The organism is Martelella limonii, from assembly GCF_013344475.1.
Taxonomy (GTDB): Bacteria; Pseudomonadota; Alphaproteobacteria; order Rhizobiales; family Rhizobiaceae; genus Martelella; species Martelella limonii.
Window position 1 is genome coordinate 366,267 of record NZ_JABUOU010000001.1, and the last position, 15,964, is coordinate 382,230.

Genomic DNA, 15,964 nt, shown 5'->3' on the forward strand with positions numbered 1-15,964 from the left:
CGAAGCGGATAAAGCTCTAGGCAAAACGGGTGAGCAAAAGGAAGCACTGCGTGTCTGAAAAAGAAGAAAAACAGGAAAGCTCGCTCTGGAGCAATGTGAAGGTCATCGTGCAGGCGCTGCTGCTTGCGATCGTGATCAAAACATTCCTGTTTCAGCCTTTCACGATCCCCTCAGGTTCGATGATGCCGACCCTTCTCGTCGGCGACTATCTGTTCGTGAACAAGTTTTCCTACGGCTATTCGCGCTATTCGCTCCCGTTCTCGCCGGACCTGTTCGAAGGCCGCATCTTCGGCAGGTCGCCGGATCGCGGCGATGTCGTGGTGTTCCGCTATCCGCCGGATCCTTCGGTCGACTACATCAAGCGCGTGATCGGGCTCCCGGGCGACCGGGTCCAGGTCAAGGACGGTATTCTCTATCTCAATGACCAGCCGGTGCCCCGCACTGCGGATGGCACCTTTACATCCGACTACAGGCGCGATCCGGGCCGCAACATTCCGGTCTTCAAGGAAACGCTGCCGGATGGCGTCAGCTACGACACGCTGGACGAGATGCGTGGTTCGCCAGGCGACAATACCCGCGAGTTCATCGTGCCCGAAGGCCATTACTTCATGATGGGCGACAACCGCGACAATTCGCTCGACAGCCGTTTCGATGTCGGCTTCGTGCCGGCGGAGAACCTGATCGGCCGTGCCAGCCTGATCTTCTTCTCGCTCGGCAATGATACGTCGTTCGCCGAGATCTGGAAGTGGCCGTTCAACATGCGCTGGGACCGCATCTTCAAGGTCATCGGTGGCTGAATGGCCGACAAGAGTACAGTAGAGGCCTTCGCAGAGCTGATCGGCTTTCCGGCCGATGACAGATCCCGTCTTGCCCGCGCGCTCACCCATTCGAGCGCGCGCAACGGCAAGGAGGGCAATTACGAGCGCCTCGAGTTTCTGGGAGACCGCGTTCTCGGTCTCGTGATTGCCGAGAATCTGTTCCGCCTGTTTCCGGGCGCAAGCGAGGGCGAGCTCTCGGTGCGGCTCAATCAGCTCGTCAGCGCGGAAGCCTGCGCGCGCGTGGCCGATGACCTTTCGCTGCACCGCTTCATCAAGACCGGGCAGGACGTCAAGAAGCTGACCGGCAAGCGGGTGCTGTCGATTCGCGCCGACGTGGTGGAAAGCGTGATTGCCGCGATCTACCTTGAAGGCGGCATGGCGCCGGCGCGCAGCTTCATCGAAACCTACTGGCAGCCGCTTTTCGAAGACGGCCTCGAGCTGCGCCGCGATGCCAAGACGGAGTTGCAGGAATGGGCGCATGCCCGCTTCGGCAAGACGCCGGTCTATACCGTCGAAGACCGCTCCGGCCCCGACCACGAACCGCGCTTCACGGTCAAGGTGAGCGTTGAGGGCGTCGAGCCCGAAGTCGGCGTCGACCGTTCCAAGCGTGCCGCCGAACAGGTGGCCGCGACGCGTCTGCTGGAACGTGAGGGCGTGTGGGCTGCCGAAAACTGAGCCCTCGCCATTCCAATTATGATAGGATGCGGGCCGCGCCGTTAGCGCCGCGCCGCAGGAGTTTGCCATGACCGAAACTGAAATCACGCTTGATCCGACGCGCTCCGGCTTTGTCGCCCTGATCGGCCCCACCAATGCGGGCAAATCCACCCTTGTGAACCGGCTTGTCGGCGCCAAGGTCACGATCGTCAGCCACAAGGTGCAGACGACGCGCGCCATGCTGCGCGGCATCGCCATCCACGACCGGACGCAGATCGTGTTCATGGATACGCCCGGCATCTTCAAGCCGCGCCGCAGGCTTGACCGCGCCATGGTGATGGCGGCCTGGAACGGCGCGCGCGATGCCGATGTGATCATGCTGCTGGTCGACAGCGAGCGTGGGCTGAAGGGCGATGCGGAAGCCATTCTGGAAGGCCTGAAGGAGGTTCGCCAGCCGAAGATCCTGGTCCTGAACAAGATCGACCGGGTGCGGCACGAGGACCTTTTGAAGCTTGCCTCCGCCGCCAATGAGGCCGTCGATTTCGAGCAGACCTTCATGATTTCGGCCACCAATGGTTCAGGCTGCGACGACCTGATGAATTTCCTTGCCAAGCGGCTTCCGGAAGGTCCGTGGTATTATCCGGAAGACCAGATTTCCGATCTGCCGATGCGCCAGCTTGCTGCCGAAATCACCCGCGAGAAACTGTTCCTCCGGCTGCATCAGGAGCTTCCCTATTCCTCCCATGTCGAGACCGAAAAATGGGAAGAGCGGAAGGATGGCTCGGTCAGGATCGAGCAGGTGATCTATGTCGAGCGCGACAGCCAGAAGAAGATTGCGCTCGGCCGCAACGGCGATGCCATCAAGGCAATTTCCATGAATGCGCGCAAGGAGTTGTCGGAAATCCTTGATCAGCCGGTTCACCTGTTCCTGTTCGTCAAGGTGCGGGAAAACTGGGGCGACGATCCCGCGCGTTACCGCGAAATCGGGCTCGACTACTCCGACTGAGGTTGCTGGCGTGGAATGGCAGGATGAGGGCATTGTTCTGGGCAGCCGCCGTCATGGCGAGACCAGCGTGATTGCCGAGGTCATGACGCTCGATCACGGCCGTCATCTTGGCATGGTGCGCGGCGGGCGCTCGCGATCCATGCGGCCCGTGCTGCAGCCCGGCAACCGCGTTTCGCTCCACTGGCGGGCGCGGCTTTCGGAACATCTCGGCGAATTCAGGGTGGAGCCGATCGAGCAGCGGGCAGCGCTTCTGATGCTGTCGGCGCCCGCGCTCCACGGCGTGCAGGCGATGGCGGCGCTGCTCAGGCTGTTGCCGGAGCGCGATCCTCACCGCAGCCTCTGCGAGGCGATGGAAGTCATCATCGCCCATCTCGACGATACCAGTGCCGCGGGAGAATTGTTCGTCCGCTTCGAGCTTGCGATCCTCAACGAACTCGGCTTCGGCCTTGATCTGGCGCGCTGCGCCGCAAGCGGTGAGACCAGCGATCTGGCCTTCGTGTCGCCAAAGACCGGCCGCGCGGTCTCGCGCATCGCCGGGACGCCCTATGCGGACCGCATGCTCGCCATGCCGCTGTTCCTGCGTGCCGACATCAATGCGGCGGCCGAGCGGGAGGACCTGATGGCAGGCTTTCGCCTGACCGGGTTCTTTCTCGACCGCCACGTCTACGAGCCGCGCGGCATCAAGCCGGACACGGCGCGCGAGAGTTTCATCCAGGCCACGCTGAAAGCGCTGGACGCCTGAGGCGCCCAGCGCCGTGTGCTACCAGCGCTGGTGAACGTGGGCTGCGATGCGGCTGCGATAGATCTCCTCCATCGCGCTCATCACGTTGGCGCTGATTGCCGGAAGGTCGGAGGCGCTGGCATTTGCCTTTGCCTGCTCGGCGTTGCGCGCGCCGGGAATGGCGACGGTGACGGCCTCGTTCATCAGGATCCAGCGCAGCGCGAAAGCGGCCATGGCGGTGCCGCCCGGCACATGCTTGCGCACCTCTTCCACGGCATCGAGCGCGATCTCGAACGGCACGCCCGCAAAGGTCTCGCCGACATCGAAGGCCTCGCCATTGCGGTTGAAGTTGCGGTGGTCGGAGCTGTCAAAGGCGGTGTCGCGGGTGATCTTTCCGGACAGAAGGCCGCTTGCGAGCGGCACGCGCACGATCACGGCGACATTCCGGCGCTTTGCTTCCTTGAAGAACAGCGAGGCCGGGCGCTGGCGAAAGATGTTGTAGATGATCTGGACGCTGGCGACGCCCGGATACTCGATCGCCTTCAGCGCTTCCTCGACCTTTTCGACGCTGACGCCGTATTCGGCGATCTTGCCCTTGGACTTCAGCGTGTCGAGCGCTTCGAAGACGTCGGGGCGGTAGAAGGCCTCGGTCGGCGGGCAGTGGAGCTGGACCAGATCGAGCCGCTCCATCCTGAGGTTATTCAGGCTGCGGTCGACGAAGGCTTCGAGATTTTCGAGATTGTAGCCCTCGGCGGTGTGCGGGTTCAGCCTGCGGCCGGCCTTGGTGGCAACAAAGGGCTTTTCGCCGCCGCGGCTTGCCAGCACATCGGCCACGATCTTTTCCGAGCGGCCATCGCCATAGACGTCTGCGGTGTCGATGAAGTTGATTCCCGAATCAAGGGCGGCGTTGAGGGCCTGACGGCCGTCATCCTCGCTGACCGATCCCCAGTCGCCGCCGATCTGCCAAGCGCCGAATCCGACGTTCGAGACCGGCCGTCCGGTGCGGCCGAAATTGTGATAGTGCATGTGTTCCTCCGGTTTCAGCTGCCATCCACGCGAAATGGGACGGGATAAAGCGCGGCATCGGCGCTTCGGGGTTGATGTGATATCGGAAACTCTTTTACCCCTTTGAGGCGAGATTACAAATGAGGGACGATTGACCAGCTTCCGCTTCATCCATGCCGCCGATCTGCACCTGGGAAGTCCGCTTTCCGGCCTGGCGCTGAAAGACCGCCAGATTGCAGAGCGCTTCGCCGCCGCCGGCCGCGACGCCTTCACGGCGCTGATCGATGTCGCGATCGCGCGCGGCGTCGATTTCATGGTGATCGCGGGCGATGTCTATGACGGGGCGTGGCGCGACAACAGCATCGGCCTGTTCTTCAACCGCGAGATCGCGCGGCTCTCGCGCGCCGCTATCCCGGTCTACTTTCTGCGCGGCAATCACGATGCGGAAAGCATCGTCACCCGCACCATCGCCATGCCAGCGGGCGTGAACGAGTTCTCGACGCGCAAGCCCGAGACCTACATCATCGAAAGCCTCAAGGTTGCACTCCACGGTCAGGGCTTTGCAGAGCGCGTGGCAAGCGACAATCTGGCGCTTTCCTACCCGCCGGCGGTTCCAGGGCATTTCAACATCGGCGTGCTCCACACTTCGCTCTCCGGCCGTCCGCCGCATGCCGTCTATGCCCCGTGCACGCCGGCAGATCTTGCCTCGCGCGGTTATGATTACTGGGCGCTCGGCCATGTTCATGCCTTTGAGGAGGTCTCGCGCGAACCGCTGACGATCTATCCCGGCAATCTGCAAGGCCGCAATATTCGCGAGACGGGCGCCAAGGGGGCTGTGCTGGTGACGGTCGAGGATGGCGTTGCGCGCTATGAGCGACTGACGCTGGATCGCGCGCGCTTCGAGATGGTCGAGGTGATGGTGACGCCCGACATGCGCGAGAGCGATATCCTTCAGGCGGTGGAGAGAGTCCTCGGCGGCATCGCAGAAGAGGCGGACGAGCGTCCAGTGGCGCTGCGCCTCAGACTTGCCGGCGTTCACGAGGATGCCAACCGGATGATCGCAGCCCACGCTGAATGGCATGATGACCTGCAGGCGGCCTGTCAGCGGGTTCATGCCGATCTCTGGCTTGAGAAGCTGGTGATCGCGCTTGTGCCTCCGGAAAAGCCGAAAGCCGAGGAAAGCGATCTCGACATCACCGCCATGATCGATGCGATTGCCGGCAATGATGCGATCGCCGTCGAGATCGAGGGGCTGATCGAGGAGATCGCCGTGAAGCTGCCCGGCGGGATCGCGGCCAGGGATCTGGCGTTTCCGGACGGGTATGACGCGCTCCTGGCCGAGGCCCGCGCCATTCTTGCTGCGCGGCTGGAGAACTGATTCATGCGCTTCCTGTCGCTCGATCTCATGCGCTACGGCCATTTCACAGACCGGACCATCCCGTTCCGGCGCGATGCCAGACTGCATATCGTCTATGGTCCGAACGAGGCTGGGAAATCCTCTGCGCTTTCCGCCTTTTCGGATCTCCTGTTCGGCTTTCCCCGCAGGATCGGCTTCGATTTCGCCCACAAGGCCGCAGACCTCAGGATCGGCGCCACGATCGAGAACAAGGAGGGGATGCGCCTTTCCTTCCGAAGGCGCCGCGGCGACAAGAATACGCTTCTTGAACCCGATAGCGAAAAACCGCTCAACGACGACGCTCTCAGCCCGTTCCTCGGCGTGATGGAGCAGATGGTATTCGAGCGCGCCTTCGCGCTGAACTCCGAGCGGCTAGTGCAGGGTGGGCGGGAGATGCTGGCCGATGGCGGCGAGATCGGCCAGATCCTGTTTTCGGCAGCGTCCGGGCTGACAGGCCTGCGCGCGGCAAGCGATGCCCTGTCGCGCGAGGCGGATTCGATCTACGCGCCGCGCAAGTCGCAGAGCCGCAGCTTCTATCAGGCGCTCGATCGCTATGACGAGGCCCGCAAGGCCGAACGTGAGCGCCAGCTCAATGCCAGCGACTGGAACGCGCTTCTGAAAGAGGAGCGCGACATTGGCGATCAGTTCGCTGCCGTGGAGGAGCGCCAGCTCAAGCGCCAGCGCCGCGTTGACGAATTGCAGCGCCTGCAGCGGTTGAGGACCTTTCTGGCGGAGATCGACGGTCACCGCGCCGCGCTCGATCAGTTTGAAGCGATCGCCGGCGTGGACGATGGACTTGCCTCCGAGCTTGCGACACTCGAAGTCGATGGCGCGCGCGCAGATGAGGCGATCGCCGCCTTGACCGCCCGGCTTGAGGCTGCGGAGGCCGAGCTTGCCGCGCTGGTTGTCGATGAGGAACTGCTCGTCCAGCGTGCCGCAATCGGGAACCTTCAAAGGGACAGCGGGCTCTACGAACAGGCGCTCGACGCCCTTCCTGCGCGTCAGCATGGCCTTCGTGAAGCGGAGGATGCGCTGCGCTCTGCCGCCATGAAGCTCGGTTTCCCGTCGATAGAAGACTTGGAAAAGCGTCTTCCAAACAGTATCTTGCGCTCTCAATTTGAGGCGACGGTCGAGAACCTGCGGGAGCAGCGGCGCGCGCGCCGGGCCGCAAGAGAGGGGCTGGACCGCAACCGCGACGCCCTCATGCGGCTCGAAGAGCAGCACGGCGACGGCCATCTGCGCGACCCCGCGCCGCTTCGTCGGGCGTATGAAGCGCTTCGTGACGATCTTGCCGGCATGCGGGAGGCGGACGCGCTGGAGGTCGAGCGTGCCGACAAGGCGCGTCAGCTTCTCGATGATGCGGAGCGGCTCCGGCCTCAGCCCGGCGATATCATGTCGCTGAAGCGATCGGCACTTCCGGCCCGTGAAGAGCTGAAGGCCTCGCGTGACCGGCTGGCAGCGGCGCATGACGCGCTTTCTCAGGCCGAGACGGCGCTTGCGGCGATCAGCGAGGAATGCACCCGTCTGGAAGGGCTGATTGCTGGCGACCGAAAAGCCGGTCCGGTTCCGACCCGGGACAGAATCTCTGCCGCCCGCGCCCGGCGTGACCAACTGTTTTCGCAGCTTGGCGAAAGCGGCGATGCAGCGGGCTATGCCGCCGCCGTTCGTGCTGCCGATGATCTCGCAGACAGCGCGCTGGATGATGCCGAGCGGGTGGCGCGTCACGCCGACAATCTGCGCAGGCTCGACGGCGAGAAGGCGCGGCGCGCCGAGGCGGAGACAAGGCGCGCCGAAGCTGCGGCGGCGCTGGCGTCGGGCGAGAAGGCCTATGCCGCGCTGTTTTCCGCGCTGGATGTGATGCCTGCGACACCGGAGATCATGCTGGAATGGCTTCAGAGAGTCGAGCAGCTTCTCGATTCGCGCACGGCACTCTCGGCGCTTGATGACCGGCTGCAAATTCTGTCGCGCAGGAATGACCTCCTTCTTGAAGCGCTCGGCAGGCTTGCGGCGGAGCTTGGCAGCGACAGCACGCTGCCGCTCAGCGCTCTGGCGCGCGCGGTGGAGGCAGACCTGAACCGTCTCGCAGAGCGCTGGGCCGAGGCACGCGAGCATGAGGGGGCGCTCAAGGCTGCGCGACAGGCGATTGAAAAGGCCATGGCGGAGGTGGAGCGCCTTGAGCGCGAGGAGGCAACCGTGGCCGCGCGTTTTGCCGAAAGTCTGCAAAGCGTCGGATTGCCGCCGGAAACGGGCCTCGAAGGCGCGTCCGAAGCGCTTTCGCTCTGGGCCTCGCTGCCATCCCTGCTCAGCACCCGGGATCGGCTTGCCAGGGAGGCCGAGATCGACCAAGCGCGGATTTCAGACTTCGAAGCCGCGGCTCTGCAGTTTTGTGCGGCGGTGGCGCCGGACCTTTCCGGCGAACCGCCGCTGCGGATTGCCGAACGTCTTTCGGAGCGCGTCGCCGAGCATGCCACGCGCGCGGCGCAACGGGCCACGCTGAAACAGAATGCGGAGCGCCTTTCCCGCGAGCTTGACGGCACAAGGCAAGCCCGCGCCGCGATCGACGCACGCCTTGGCCAGATTGCAGAGACGCTGCCCGCCGGCGTTCAGCCCACAGGGCTTTCCGCGCGCCTTGCGGCCCGTGCCGATGCGCGCCGCGCGCTTTTGGAGGCGCGCCAGCGCTTTGCAACGCTCGCCGAAGGGGCATCGGAAGCCGATATCCGAACGCTGTCGCAAACGCTGGATGAGGCGAGCTGCCGCCAGGAGCTTCAGCATCTGGAGGCCGATGGCGAGGAAGACAAGGCGGAAATCGAAGCCCTGCGTGAACGGCGCACCGCGCTTCGACACCGCAAGCAGGCGCTTGAGGCGGGCGAGGGCAGCGAGACCGCCGCCTTTGATCGCCAGTCGGCAGAGGCGGAGGCGCAAGCGCTTGCCCGGCAATGGGTGGTCCTGAAACTCGCCGGACGCCTGATCGACGGCGCGATGGAGCGTCACCGCGAAGGCCGGGCCGACCCGATCCTCGGTGCCGCTAGCCGCCATTTCAGCACGCTCACCCGTGGCCGCTTCGAGGGCCTGTCTCAGGCTTATGGCGAGCAGGATGCGCTGGTGCTTTCCGCAAGGCGCCTCGGGGGAGAAGATGTTCCCGTGGAGGGGCTCAGCGACGGCACCAGAGACCAGCTCTATCTGGCGCTGAGACTCGCATTTCTGGAGGACTATGCCGGCCGCAACGAACCGCCGCCGCTGATCGTCGACGATATCTTCCAGACCTTCGATGACGAACGCAGTGCGGCAGGCCTCTCGGCCCTTGCCGGCCTGTCGGGTCTCCAGACGATCCTGTTCACCCACGAGACGAGCATGATCGACATTGCGAGACGCGCGCTGGGCGATGCGGCAGACATCATCATGCTCGAGAGTGCTTGAGGCAGATTCTCGGTTTTCTGGTTCAATGGTTTGAAATCATTGAATTAGAAACGCGATTCATCAGTCATAAAGCCGCCCTTGCGGCGCGCGGGAAAGGTGCGTCGCAAGGGCGGTCCACATGCTCCGGTATCGCGTCAGCGTCGTTCAGGCCTTCAGCGCCGCGCGTATCTTCTCGGCATTCGCCTTCAGCACGTCCATGTCTTCCATGCCGTCGCTGTGGCGCTTCATCTCGACGCCCTCGTGGCGCGGAACCACATGGAAGTGGAGATGATAGACGGTCTGGCCGGCGGCGGCCTCGTTGAACTGGCCGACATAGACACCATCGGCATCGAAGGCGGTCTTCACGGCGCGGGCAAGCTTCTGGACGACGGGAATCGTCCTGGCCAGCGCCTGCGGATCCGCATCAAGCAGGTTGCGGGAGGGCGCGCGCGGGAGCACCAGGACATGGCCCGGCGCCTGCGGCATGACATCCATGATCGCCACCGCATGCTCGTCCTCGTAAAGCCGGATCGAGGGGATTTCGCCTCTCAGGAGCTTGGCGAAGATGTTGTCGTTATCATAGTCGGCCATCGGTCAGTCCTCCTCGTTGGTGCCACCGCCGGCCTTCCTGTAGGGGCCGTGATCGGTGAGAATGTCGTTGAACCTGGCGACGTCCTCGCGCTCGTGGTCAAGGAAGTCGGCGACAGCGCGTCTCAGCCCTTCATGGGCGATGTAGTGCGCTGAATGGGTGGTGACGGGCAGGTAGCCGCGCGCAAGCTTGTGTTCGCCCTGCGCGCCGGCTTCAACGCGCGTCAGGCCATGGGCAATCGCGTAATCGATCGCCTGATGGTAGCACACCTCGAAATGCAGGAAGCGGTGATCCTCGATGCAGCCCCAATGGCGTCCATAGAGCGTATCGGAGCCGATGAAATTGATCGCGCCGGCAATATAGCGGCCATCGCGCTTCGCCATGACCAGCAGGATATCCCTCGCCATGCGCTCGCCGATCAGGGAGTAGAAGGCACGGGTGAGATAGGGCCTGCCCCATTTGCGGCTGCCGGTATCCATGTAGAAGGCGTAGAACTGGTCCCAGATTTCCTCCGTCAGGTCCGCGCCCGTCAGCCAGTCGATGGTGATGCCCGCTTCGAGCGCGGTCCGGCGCTCCTTCTTCAGCGCCTTCCGCTTGCGCGAGGCGAGCGTTTCGAGGAAGGCGTCGTAGCTTTCATAATCTTGGTTGAGGAAGTGAAACTGCTGGTCCGTGCGGTGCAGGAAACCGGCATCCTCGAAGGTTCCAATTTCGGTCTGCGGCACGAAGGTGACATGGGTGGAGGAGACGCCGAGCCTGTCGTTGACGGCTACAAGGCCTTCGGCGAGAACCTTTGCCACGGTCGCGCGATCATAGCCGTCGCAGACAAGAAGATGCGGCGCGGTCGCCGGCGTGAAGGGCAGGGAGGCCTGCAGCTTCGGATAATAGCGCCCGCCGGCCCGTTCGAAGGCATCGGCCCAGCCGTGATCGAAGACGTATTCGCCCTGGCTGTGGTTCTTGAGATAGCAGGGCACCGCGCCGATCAGCCGACCCTCTTCGGTTTCAAGCAGCAGATGGTGGCCGAGCCAGCCCGTCTCGGCGGTCGCCGAGCCAGATTCCTCCAGCGCCGACAGGAAGGCATGCGACAGGAACGGGCTGTAAAACCCGCTGCCGGAAAGCGATGGCGTGGTGGAGGAAAGACCGTCCCAGGCTTCGCGGTCGATATCGGCGAAGCTGTTCTCGATCCGGATCTGCAGGTTTTCGCTCAAGACTTCTCTCAAAATGCGATTGCGGGCGGGAGCCTTTCAGGCTGCGTACCCTCGACCGGTTCCCATCAGGCTGCGGTCACGCGCTTTCGCGCGGATCAAAACCCTCGAAGGTCATCTGGTCGGCATGCTGGAACGTGTGGGCGCGGGCTTTTTCGTTTCTGACTGTCCAGGTGATGACCGGCACACCCTTCGCTCTCGCCCCGGTGACGAAATCATTGGGTAGATCATCGTAATAATAGGAGACGAAATCAAGGCCGATCGCAAAGGCTTCGTGGTGGCGGGCGATGGCATCCTCATCCCTGCCTTCGGCCGTCAGGCCGAGCGGAAATCTGCTGCCAGCCTGTTTCAGGGCGGAGAGGATTTCGGCGTCGAAGCTCATCAGCGCGACGGGGCCGCGATAATCTTCCAGCGCGTCAAGCGTGGCCCGGGCAAAGGCGGCGGGATCGGCCTTGCTGGATTTGAGCTCGATCACCAGCGCAACCTTTCCGGCCGTGGCGTCGAGAAGGTCGCTCAGGGAAGGGATCGTCGCCGTCGTGCCGCCAACCGGGACTTGCCGCGCCTCTGCAGCCGTCAACGCCTCGATCTCGCCCTCACGGCCGCAAAGCCGTTTCAGGTCGTCATCGTGGAACACCATCGGCACGCCATCGGCAGAAAGATGGATGTCGCATTCGATCGCAAAGCCCGCATCGATCGCGCGCTGGAAGGCGGGAAGCGTATTCTCCCAGATTGCGCCGTTGAGATCATGATAGCCGCGATGGGCGATCGGATGGGCCGTGAGCCAGGCGGTCATGGCGCGATTTCCAGAATGGCATCGATCTCGACGGCAGCGCCAAGCGGCAGCGATGCCATGCCGACGGCGGCCCGGCTATGCTTTCCGGCATCTGCGAAAACCTCGGCCAGGAGATTGGATGCGCCGTTGATCACGAGGTGCTGATCCGTGAAATCCGGCGTCGAGGCAACGAAGCCGTTGATGCGCAGGATGCGGGTGATCCGCGTCAGGTCGCCGTCAAGGGCGGCTTTTGCCTGGGCAATGATGTTGATGGCGCAGGCGCGCGCGGCCCTCTGACCATCCTCGAGCGAAACCGTGTTCCCGAGATGACCTTTGGCGACCATCTGGTCGTTCTCCATTGGCAACTGGCCGGAGATATAGAGCAGGTTGCCTGAAATCGTGAAGGGCACGTAGTTGGCGGCGGGCGCTGCAGCTTCCGGCAGCGTGATCGCAAGCGCCTCCAGTTTTTCGGCTATGGGATCCGGCATTTCCTGCTCCAGATATGGTTCGAGATGATGATTGGCAGAGCTTTGACTTTTCTATACGATCGATCATCAAAACCAAGGGGAATATCGATGCGGACTTTGGCACTGACCGGTTTTGTCTATACCGCTCTGGCACTCTCGGCACAGGCCGGAATGCCGATGCAGCCGCGTGTCACGCTCGAGCCGCACCGCGCCGTCTATGACCTCTCGCTGGCCTGGGCTTCGGGTCAGTCGGGGATCGAAGGCCTGCACGGGCGGTTCGTCTATTCCTTCACCGGCGCGGCCTGCGAGGGCTTTGTCACCGAAATGCGCATGGTGACGGATATATCCCGCGAGCAGGGCAAGATGGTCACCGACCAGATTTCCTCGTCTTTCGAAGATCTGGAAGAAGGCGCGTTCAGCTTCTCGAACACGATGTTCACCGATTACAATCTGCAATCGGAAAGTGCCGGAGAGGCAAGCCGCGCGGATGATCGCTCGATCGCGGTCAGCGTCGGCGATGAAGGCCCGCTCGACATCGGCAAGGGGGAGTTCCCGACGGAATATCTTTCCCATGTCATTGATGCGGCTGTTGCCGGCAGGAAACTCTATCAGGCCGATTCGTTTGACGGTTCGGGCAAGAGCCTTCTGCGCGCGGTCACCCTGATCGGCAACCGCGCGGAGATCGCGGGAAGCCCGCAGTGGCCGATCACCACGGCCTATTTCTCGACCGGTGCCGGCGGCGACCAGACCCCCGATTATACGATCTCGATGTCGCTTGCCGAAAACGGCGTCAGCCGCGACCTGCTGATGGATTTCGGCGACTTCAAGATGGCCGGGAAACTGGCAAAACTTGAAATGCTCGACCCGGCGCGTTGCGACGATCAGCCGGCCACGGCGGCGAACAAGCGCTAGAATCGCCGCTTTGCACGGTCGATTTGCCGCGCGCGCTTGCAATTCATCGCAAAACAGGCTATCGCCGCCGCATTCCACACGCAGGCCATGGGGTGTTCCGGGAGAAATCCGGCGCGCTCCGCCGGTGCCAGACGGTTTTCTGTCTGTTCTCAGGTCTGTGGAGGTTCAACCGGAAAAGGAGACAAGGCAATGGCATTGCCCGACTTTACCATGCGTCAGCTTCTCGAAGCAGGCGTCCATTTTGGTCACCAGACCCACCGCTGGAACCCGAAGATGAAGCCCTACATCTTTGGCGACCGCAACAACATCCACATCATCGATCTCGCACAGACCGTGCCGATGCTGCAGCGCGCCCTTCAGGTCGTGTCCGACACCGTCGCCCGCAACGGTCGCGTTCTGATGGTCGGCACCAAGCGTCAGGCTTCGGAAATCGTTGCCGACAGCGCGCAGCGTTCGGCCCAGTACTATGTCAACGCCCGCTGGCTCGGCGGCATGCTGACCAACTGGCGCACGATTTCGAACTCGATCCAGCGCCTGCGCAAGCTCGACGAAATCCTCGCCAACGAAGCTCAGGGTTTCACCAAGAAGGAACGCCTGAACCTCGACCGCGAGCGTGAAAAGCTTGACCGCGCACTCGGCGGTATCCGCGACATGGGCGGCGTACCGGACCTGATCGTGATCATCGACACGAACAAGGAAAAGATTGCGATCGAGGAAGCCAAACGTCTCGGCATTCCGGTTGTCGCCATCGTCGATTCGAACTGCGATCCGGACGAAGTCGATTACCCGATCCCCGGCAATGACGACGCTTCGCGCGCCATCGCCCTTTACTGCGACCTGATCTCACGCGCCGCCATTGATGGCATCGCACGCCAGCAGGGCGCTTCGGGCATCGATCTCGGTGCAGCCGATGCTCCGGTCGAGCCGGCGCTCGAAGAAGAAGCAGCCGTCGAGGAAGCTTCCGAAAAGCCTGCCGAGTAAGGCCGGTACTGCATCAGGCCTTGCGCCTGATGCATCGAAAATCCTGAACGTGACGGCGTGAGAGCGCCGTCATCGTTTTCAGGTAACGGGGCGGGGCCTCGAATGCAGGCCGCCCGATACCTATTTCATAGCGCCAGCCGCATCAGCGGCCTGGCCGCAGGGCTTCATCACCCTGTCACAGATGCGGGTAAACTCCCGATCAGCGCGCCGGAAGGCGCCGCCCAGCGAATGGACGAGAGGCAAGTTATGAGCACGATTACGGCTGCAATGGTGAAGGAACTGCGCGAAAAGAGCGGCGCAGGCATGATGGATTGCAAGAAGGCGCTCGCCGAAACCGATGGCGACATGGAAGCCGCCATCGACTGGCTGCGTGCCAAGGGTATTGCCAAGGCCGACAAGAAGTCGGGCCGCACGGCTGCTGAAGGCCTGATCGGCATCGCTTCCGGCGATACCGAGGCTGTCGTCGTCGAAGTCAACTCCGAGACCGACTTCGTTGCCCGCAACGATGCGTTCCAGGACATGGTTTCCGGCATCGCCGAAGTAGCGCTTGGCACGGACGGCTCGGTCGAGGCGATCCTTGCTGCGGACTATCCGAAGACCGGCAAGAGCGTCGAAGGCAGCATCAAGGACGCGATCGCGACGATCGGCGAGAACATGACGCTGCGCCGCGCCTCCAAGCTTTCGGTTGGCGCTGGCGTTGTCGCCACCTATGTCCACAATGCGGTTGCCGATGGTCTCGGCAAGCTCGGCGTGCTCGTTGCCCTTGAATCGGAAGGCGACAAGGCTGCTCTCAATGCAATCGGCCGTCAGGTCGCCATGCATGTTGCAGCAACCAACCCGCTGGCCGTCCGTCCGGAAGAAGTCGATGCCGATATCGCCGCGCGCGAACGTTCGGTCTTCCTCGAGCAGGCCAAGGAATCCGGCAAGCCGGAAGCCATCGCCGAGAAGATGGTTGAAGGCCGCATGCGCAAGTTCTTCCAGGAGGTCGCTCTGCTGTCGCAGCAGTTCGTCATCAATCCTGACCTGACTGTCGAACAGGCCGTCAAGGAAGCGGAAAAGGACGTCGGCGCGCCGATCAAGGTCGTCGCGATCGCCCGTCTGGCGCTTGGTGAAGGCGTCGAGAAGGAAGAATCCGACTTCGCAGCTGAAGTTGCTGCTACCGCCAAGGGCTGAGGCTTTTGCGTATCACCGATCCTTGATGGGAATCGGTCGTTGAAATCCCGGGGCGCTGCGTGACAATGCGGCGCCCTTCGTGTATCGGGATGTCACTGGTTTTATGTAGGAGTTTGCGGTTTTGACGAACCCGATTTTCAAGCGCGTTCTGCTGAAAGTTTCCGGTGAGGCTTTGATGGGCGATCAGGGCTTCGGCATTGACGTCAATATCGCCGATCGTATTGCCTCGGATATTGCCGAGGTTCGTGCCATGGGTGTCGAGGTCGGCATCGTTGTCGGCGGCGGCAATATTTTCCGTGGCGTGGCCGTTGCCTCCAAGGGCGGCGAGCGCGTGACAGGCGACCACATGGGCATGCTCGGCACGGTGATCAACGCGCTGGCACTGGCGACCTCGCTGCGCAAGATGCAGGTCGATACCGTCGTCTTGTCGGCGATTGCGATGCCGGAAATCTGTCAGTCGTTTTCCCAGCGTGCCACCCGCATGCATATGGAAGCGGGAAGGGTGGTGATCTTTGCCGGCGGTACAGGCAACCCGTTCTTCACGACCGATTCTGCCGCCGCACTTCGCGCCGCCGAAATGGGCGCCGAGGCGATCTTCAAGGGCACCCAGGTCGATGGCATCTATTCCGCCGATCCGAAGAAGGTTCCGGATGCCACCCGTTTCGAGGCGCTGACCCATCGCGAGGTCCTGAACCGCGGCCTTCAGGTGATGGATGTTGCAGCTGTTGCCGTTGCGCGCGAAAACAGCATTCCGATTATCGTTTTTTCCATTCACGAACGCGGCGGATTCGGCCAGATCATGGCCGGTGGCGGCCGCAAGACTATCGTAACCGAAGAATGATCACACCTGCCTTTAGTGGGGCAATGGTGAC

15 protein-coding genes are annotated in these 15,964 nt (G+C 62.7%); 10 read left to right on the plus strand and 5 right to left on the minus strand.

Features of this window, described 5'->3' with window-relative positions; all coding sequences use genetic code 11:
• Positions 1 to 50: 50 nt before the first annotated feature.
• The 4 genes from lepB to recO all read left to right on the plus strand — a co-directional run bounded on the left by lepB (position 51) and on the right by recO (position 3,220).
• Complete coding sequence (gene lepB, locus HPQ62_RS01750) at positions 51 to 797, plus strand: signal peptidase I (protein WP_174800781.1); 747 nt, start codon at positions 51 to 53, stop codon at positions 795 to 797.
• Complete coding sequence (gene rnc / locus HPQ62_RS01755) at positions 798 to 1,493, plus strand: ribonuclease III (RefSeq protein WP_174800782.1); 696 nt, start codon at positions 798 to 800, stop codon at positions 1,491 to 1,493.
• A gap of 67 nt (positions 1,494 to 1,560) precedes the next feature.
• Positions 1,561 to 2,478 (plus strand): GTPase Era, encoded by a 918-nt coding sequence (gene era / locus HPQ62_RS01760; RefSeq protein ID WP_174800783.1) that lies wholly within the window; start codon positions 1,561 to 1,563, stop codon positions 2,476 to 2,478.
• 10 nt (positions 2,479 to 2,488) lie between these two features.
• Positions 2,489 to 3,220, plus strand: coding sequence for a DNA repair protein RecO (gene recO, locus HPQ62_RS01765; RefSeq protein WP_174800784.1), 732 nt, complete (start codon positions 2,489 to 2,491; stop codon positions 3,218 to 3,220).
• Between the two features lie 18 nt (positions 3,221 to 3,238).
• Here the strand turns inward: recO and HPQ62_RS01770 are convergent, their stop codons facing one another.
• Positions 3,239 to 4,225, minus strand: a complete 987-nt coding sequence (locus HPQ62_RS01770; RefSeq protein ID WP_174800785.1) for an aldo/keto reductase — start codon at positions 4,223 to 4,225, stop codon at positions 3,239 to 3,241.
• A 130-nt stretch (positions 4,226 to 4,355) separates the two neighbouring features.
• Between HPQ62_RS01770 and HPQ62_RS01775 the strand changes: the two genes are divergently transcribed.
• Positions 4,356 to 5,582: a metallophosphoesterase family protein gene (locus HPQ62_RS01775; protein WP_174800786.1), complete on the plus strand. Its 1,227-nt coding sequence runs from the start codon at positions 4,356 to 4,358 to the stop codon at positions 5,580 to 5,582.
• Between the two features lie 3 nt (positions 5,583 to 5,585).
• Positions 5,586 to 9,017 carry an ATP-binding protein gene (locus HPQ62_RS01780; RefSeq protein WP_174800787.1) on the plus strand — a complete coding sequence of 1,144 codons (3,432 nt, stop codon included), beginning with the start codon at positions 5,586 to 5,588 and terminating at the stop codon, positions 9,015 to 9,017.
• 144 nt (positions 9,018 to 9,161) lie between these two features.
• On the opposite strand, the gene HPQ62_RS01785 is transcribed toward HPQ62_RS01780, so the two are convergent.
• The 4 genes from HPQ62_RS01785 to HPQ62_RS01800 all read right to left on the minus strand — a co-directional run bounded on the left by HPQ62_RS01785 (position 9,162) and on the right by HPQ62_RS01800 (position 12,047).
• Positions 9,162 to 9,587 (minus strand): HIT family protein, encoded by a 426-nt coding sequence (locus HPQ62_RS01785; protein WP_174800788.1) that lies wholly within the window; start codon positions 9,585 to 9,587, stop codon positions 9,162 to 9,164.
• Between the two features lie 3 nt (positions 9,588 to 9,590).
• Positions 9,591 to 10,790 carry a GNAT family N-acetyltransferase gene (locus HPQ62_RS01790; RefSeq protein ID WP_174800789.1) on the minus strand — a complete coding sequence of 400 codons (1,200 nt, stop codon included), beginning with the start codon at positions 10,788 to 10,790 and terminating at the stop codon, positions 9,591 to 9,593.
• A gap of 76 nt (positions 10,791 to 10,866) precedes the next feature.
• A complete protein-coding gene (locus tag HPQ62_RS01795) occupies positions 10,867 to 11,580 on the minus strand; it encodes a glycerophosphodiester phosphodiesterase (RefSeq protein WP_174800790.1) in 714 nt (237 codons plus the stop codon).
• A complete protein-coding gene (locus HPQ62_RS01800) occupies positions 11,577 to 12,047 on the minus strand; it encodes a RidA family protein (RefSeq protein WP_174800791.1) in 471 nt (156 codons plus the stop codon). The genes HPQ62_RS01795 and HPQ62_RS01800 overlap by 4 nt, the downstream gene beginning before the upstream one ends.
• A gap of 87 nt (positions 12,048 to 12,134) precedes the next feature.
• On the opposite strand from HPQ62_RS01800, the gene HPQ62_RS01805 reads away from it, so the two are divergent.
• The 4 genes from HPQ62_RS01805 to pyrH all read left to right on the plus strand — a co-directional run bounded on the left by HPQ62_RS01805 (position 12,135) and on the right by pyrH (position 15,933).
• Positions 12,135 to 12,938 carry an EipB family protein gene (locus tag HPQ62_RS01805; protein ID WP_174800792.1) on the plus strand — a complete coding sequence of 268 codons (804 nt, stop codon included), beginning with the start codon at positions 12,135 to 12,137 and terminating at the stop codon, positions 12,936 to 12,938.
• A 189-nt stretch (positions 12,939 to 13,127) separates the two neighbouring features.
• The gene (rpsB, locus tag HPQ62_RS01810) at positions 13,128 to 13,919 is read left to right on the plus strand and encodes a 30S ribosomal protein S2 (protein ID WP_174800793.1); all 792 of its coding nucleotides are present in this window, start codon (positions 13,128 to 13,130) and stop codon (positions 13,917 to 13,919) included.
• Positions 13,920 to 14,165: 246 nt separating this feature from the next.
• A complete protein-coding gene (gene tsf / locus HPQ62_RS01815; RefSeq protein ID WP_174800794.1) occupies positions 14,166 to 15,092 on the plus strand; it encodes a translation elongation factor Ts in 927 nt (308 codons plus the stop codon).
• A gap of 121 nt (positions 15,093 to 15,213) precedes the next feature.
• Entirely contained in the window at positions 15,214 to 15,933 is a 720-nt protein-coding gene (gene pyrH, locus HPQ62_RS01820) for a UMP kinase (RefSeq protein WP_174800795.1), read from the plus strand.
• The last annotated feature ends 31 nt before the right edge of the window (positions 15,934 to 15,964 follow it).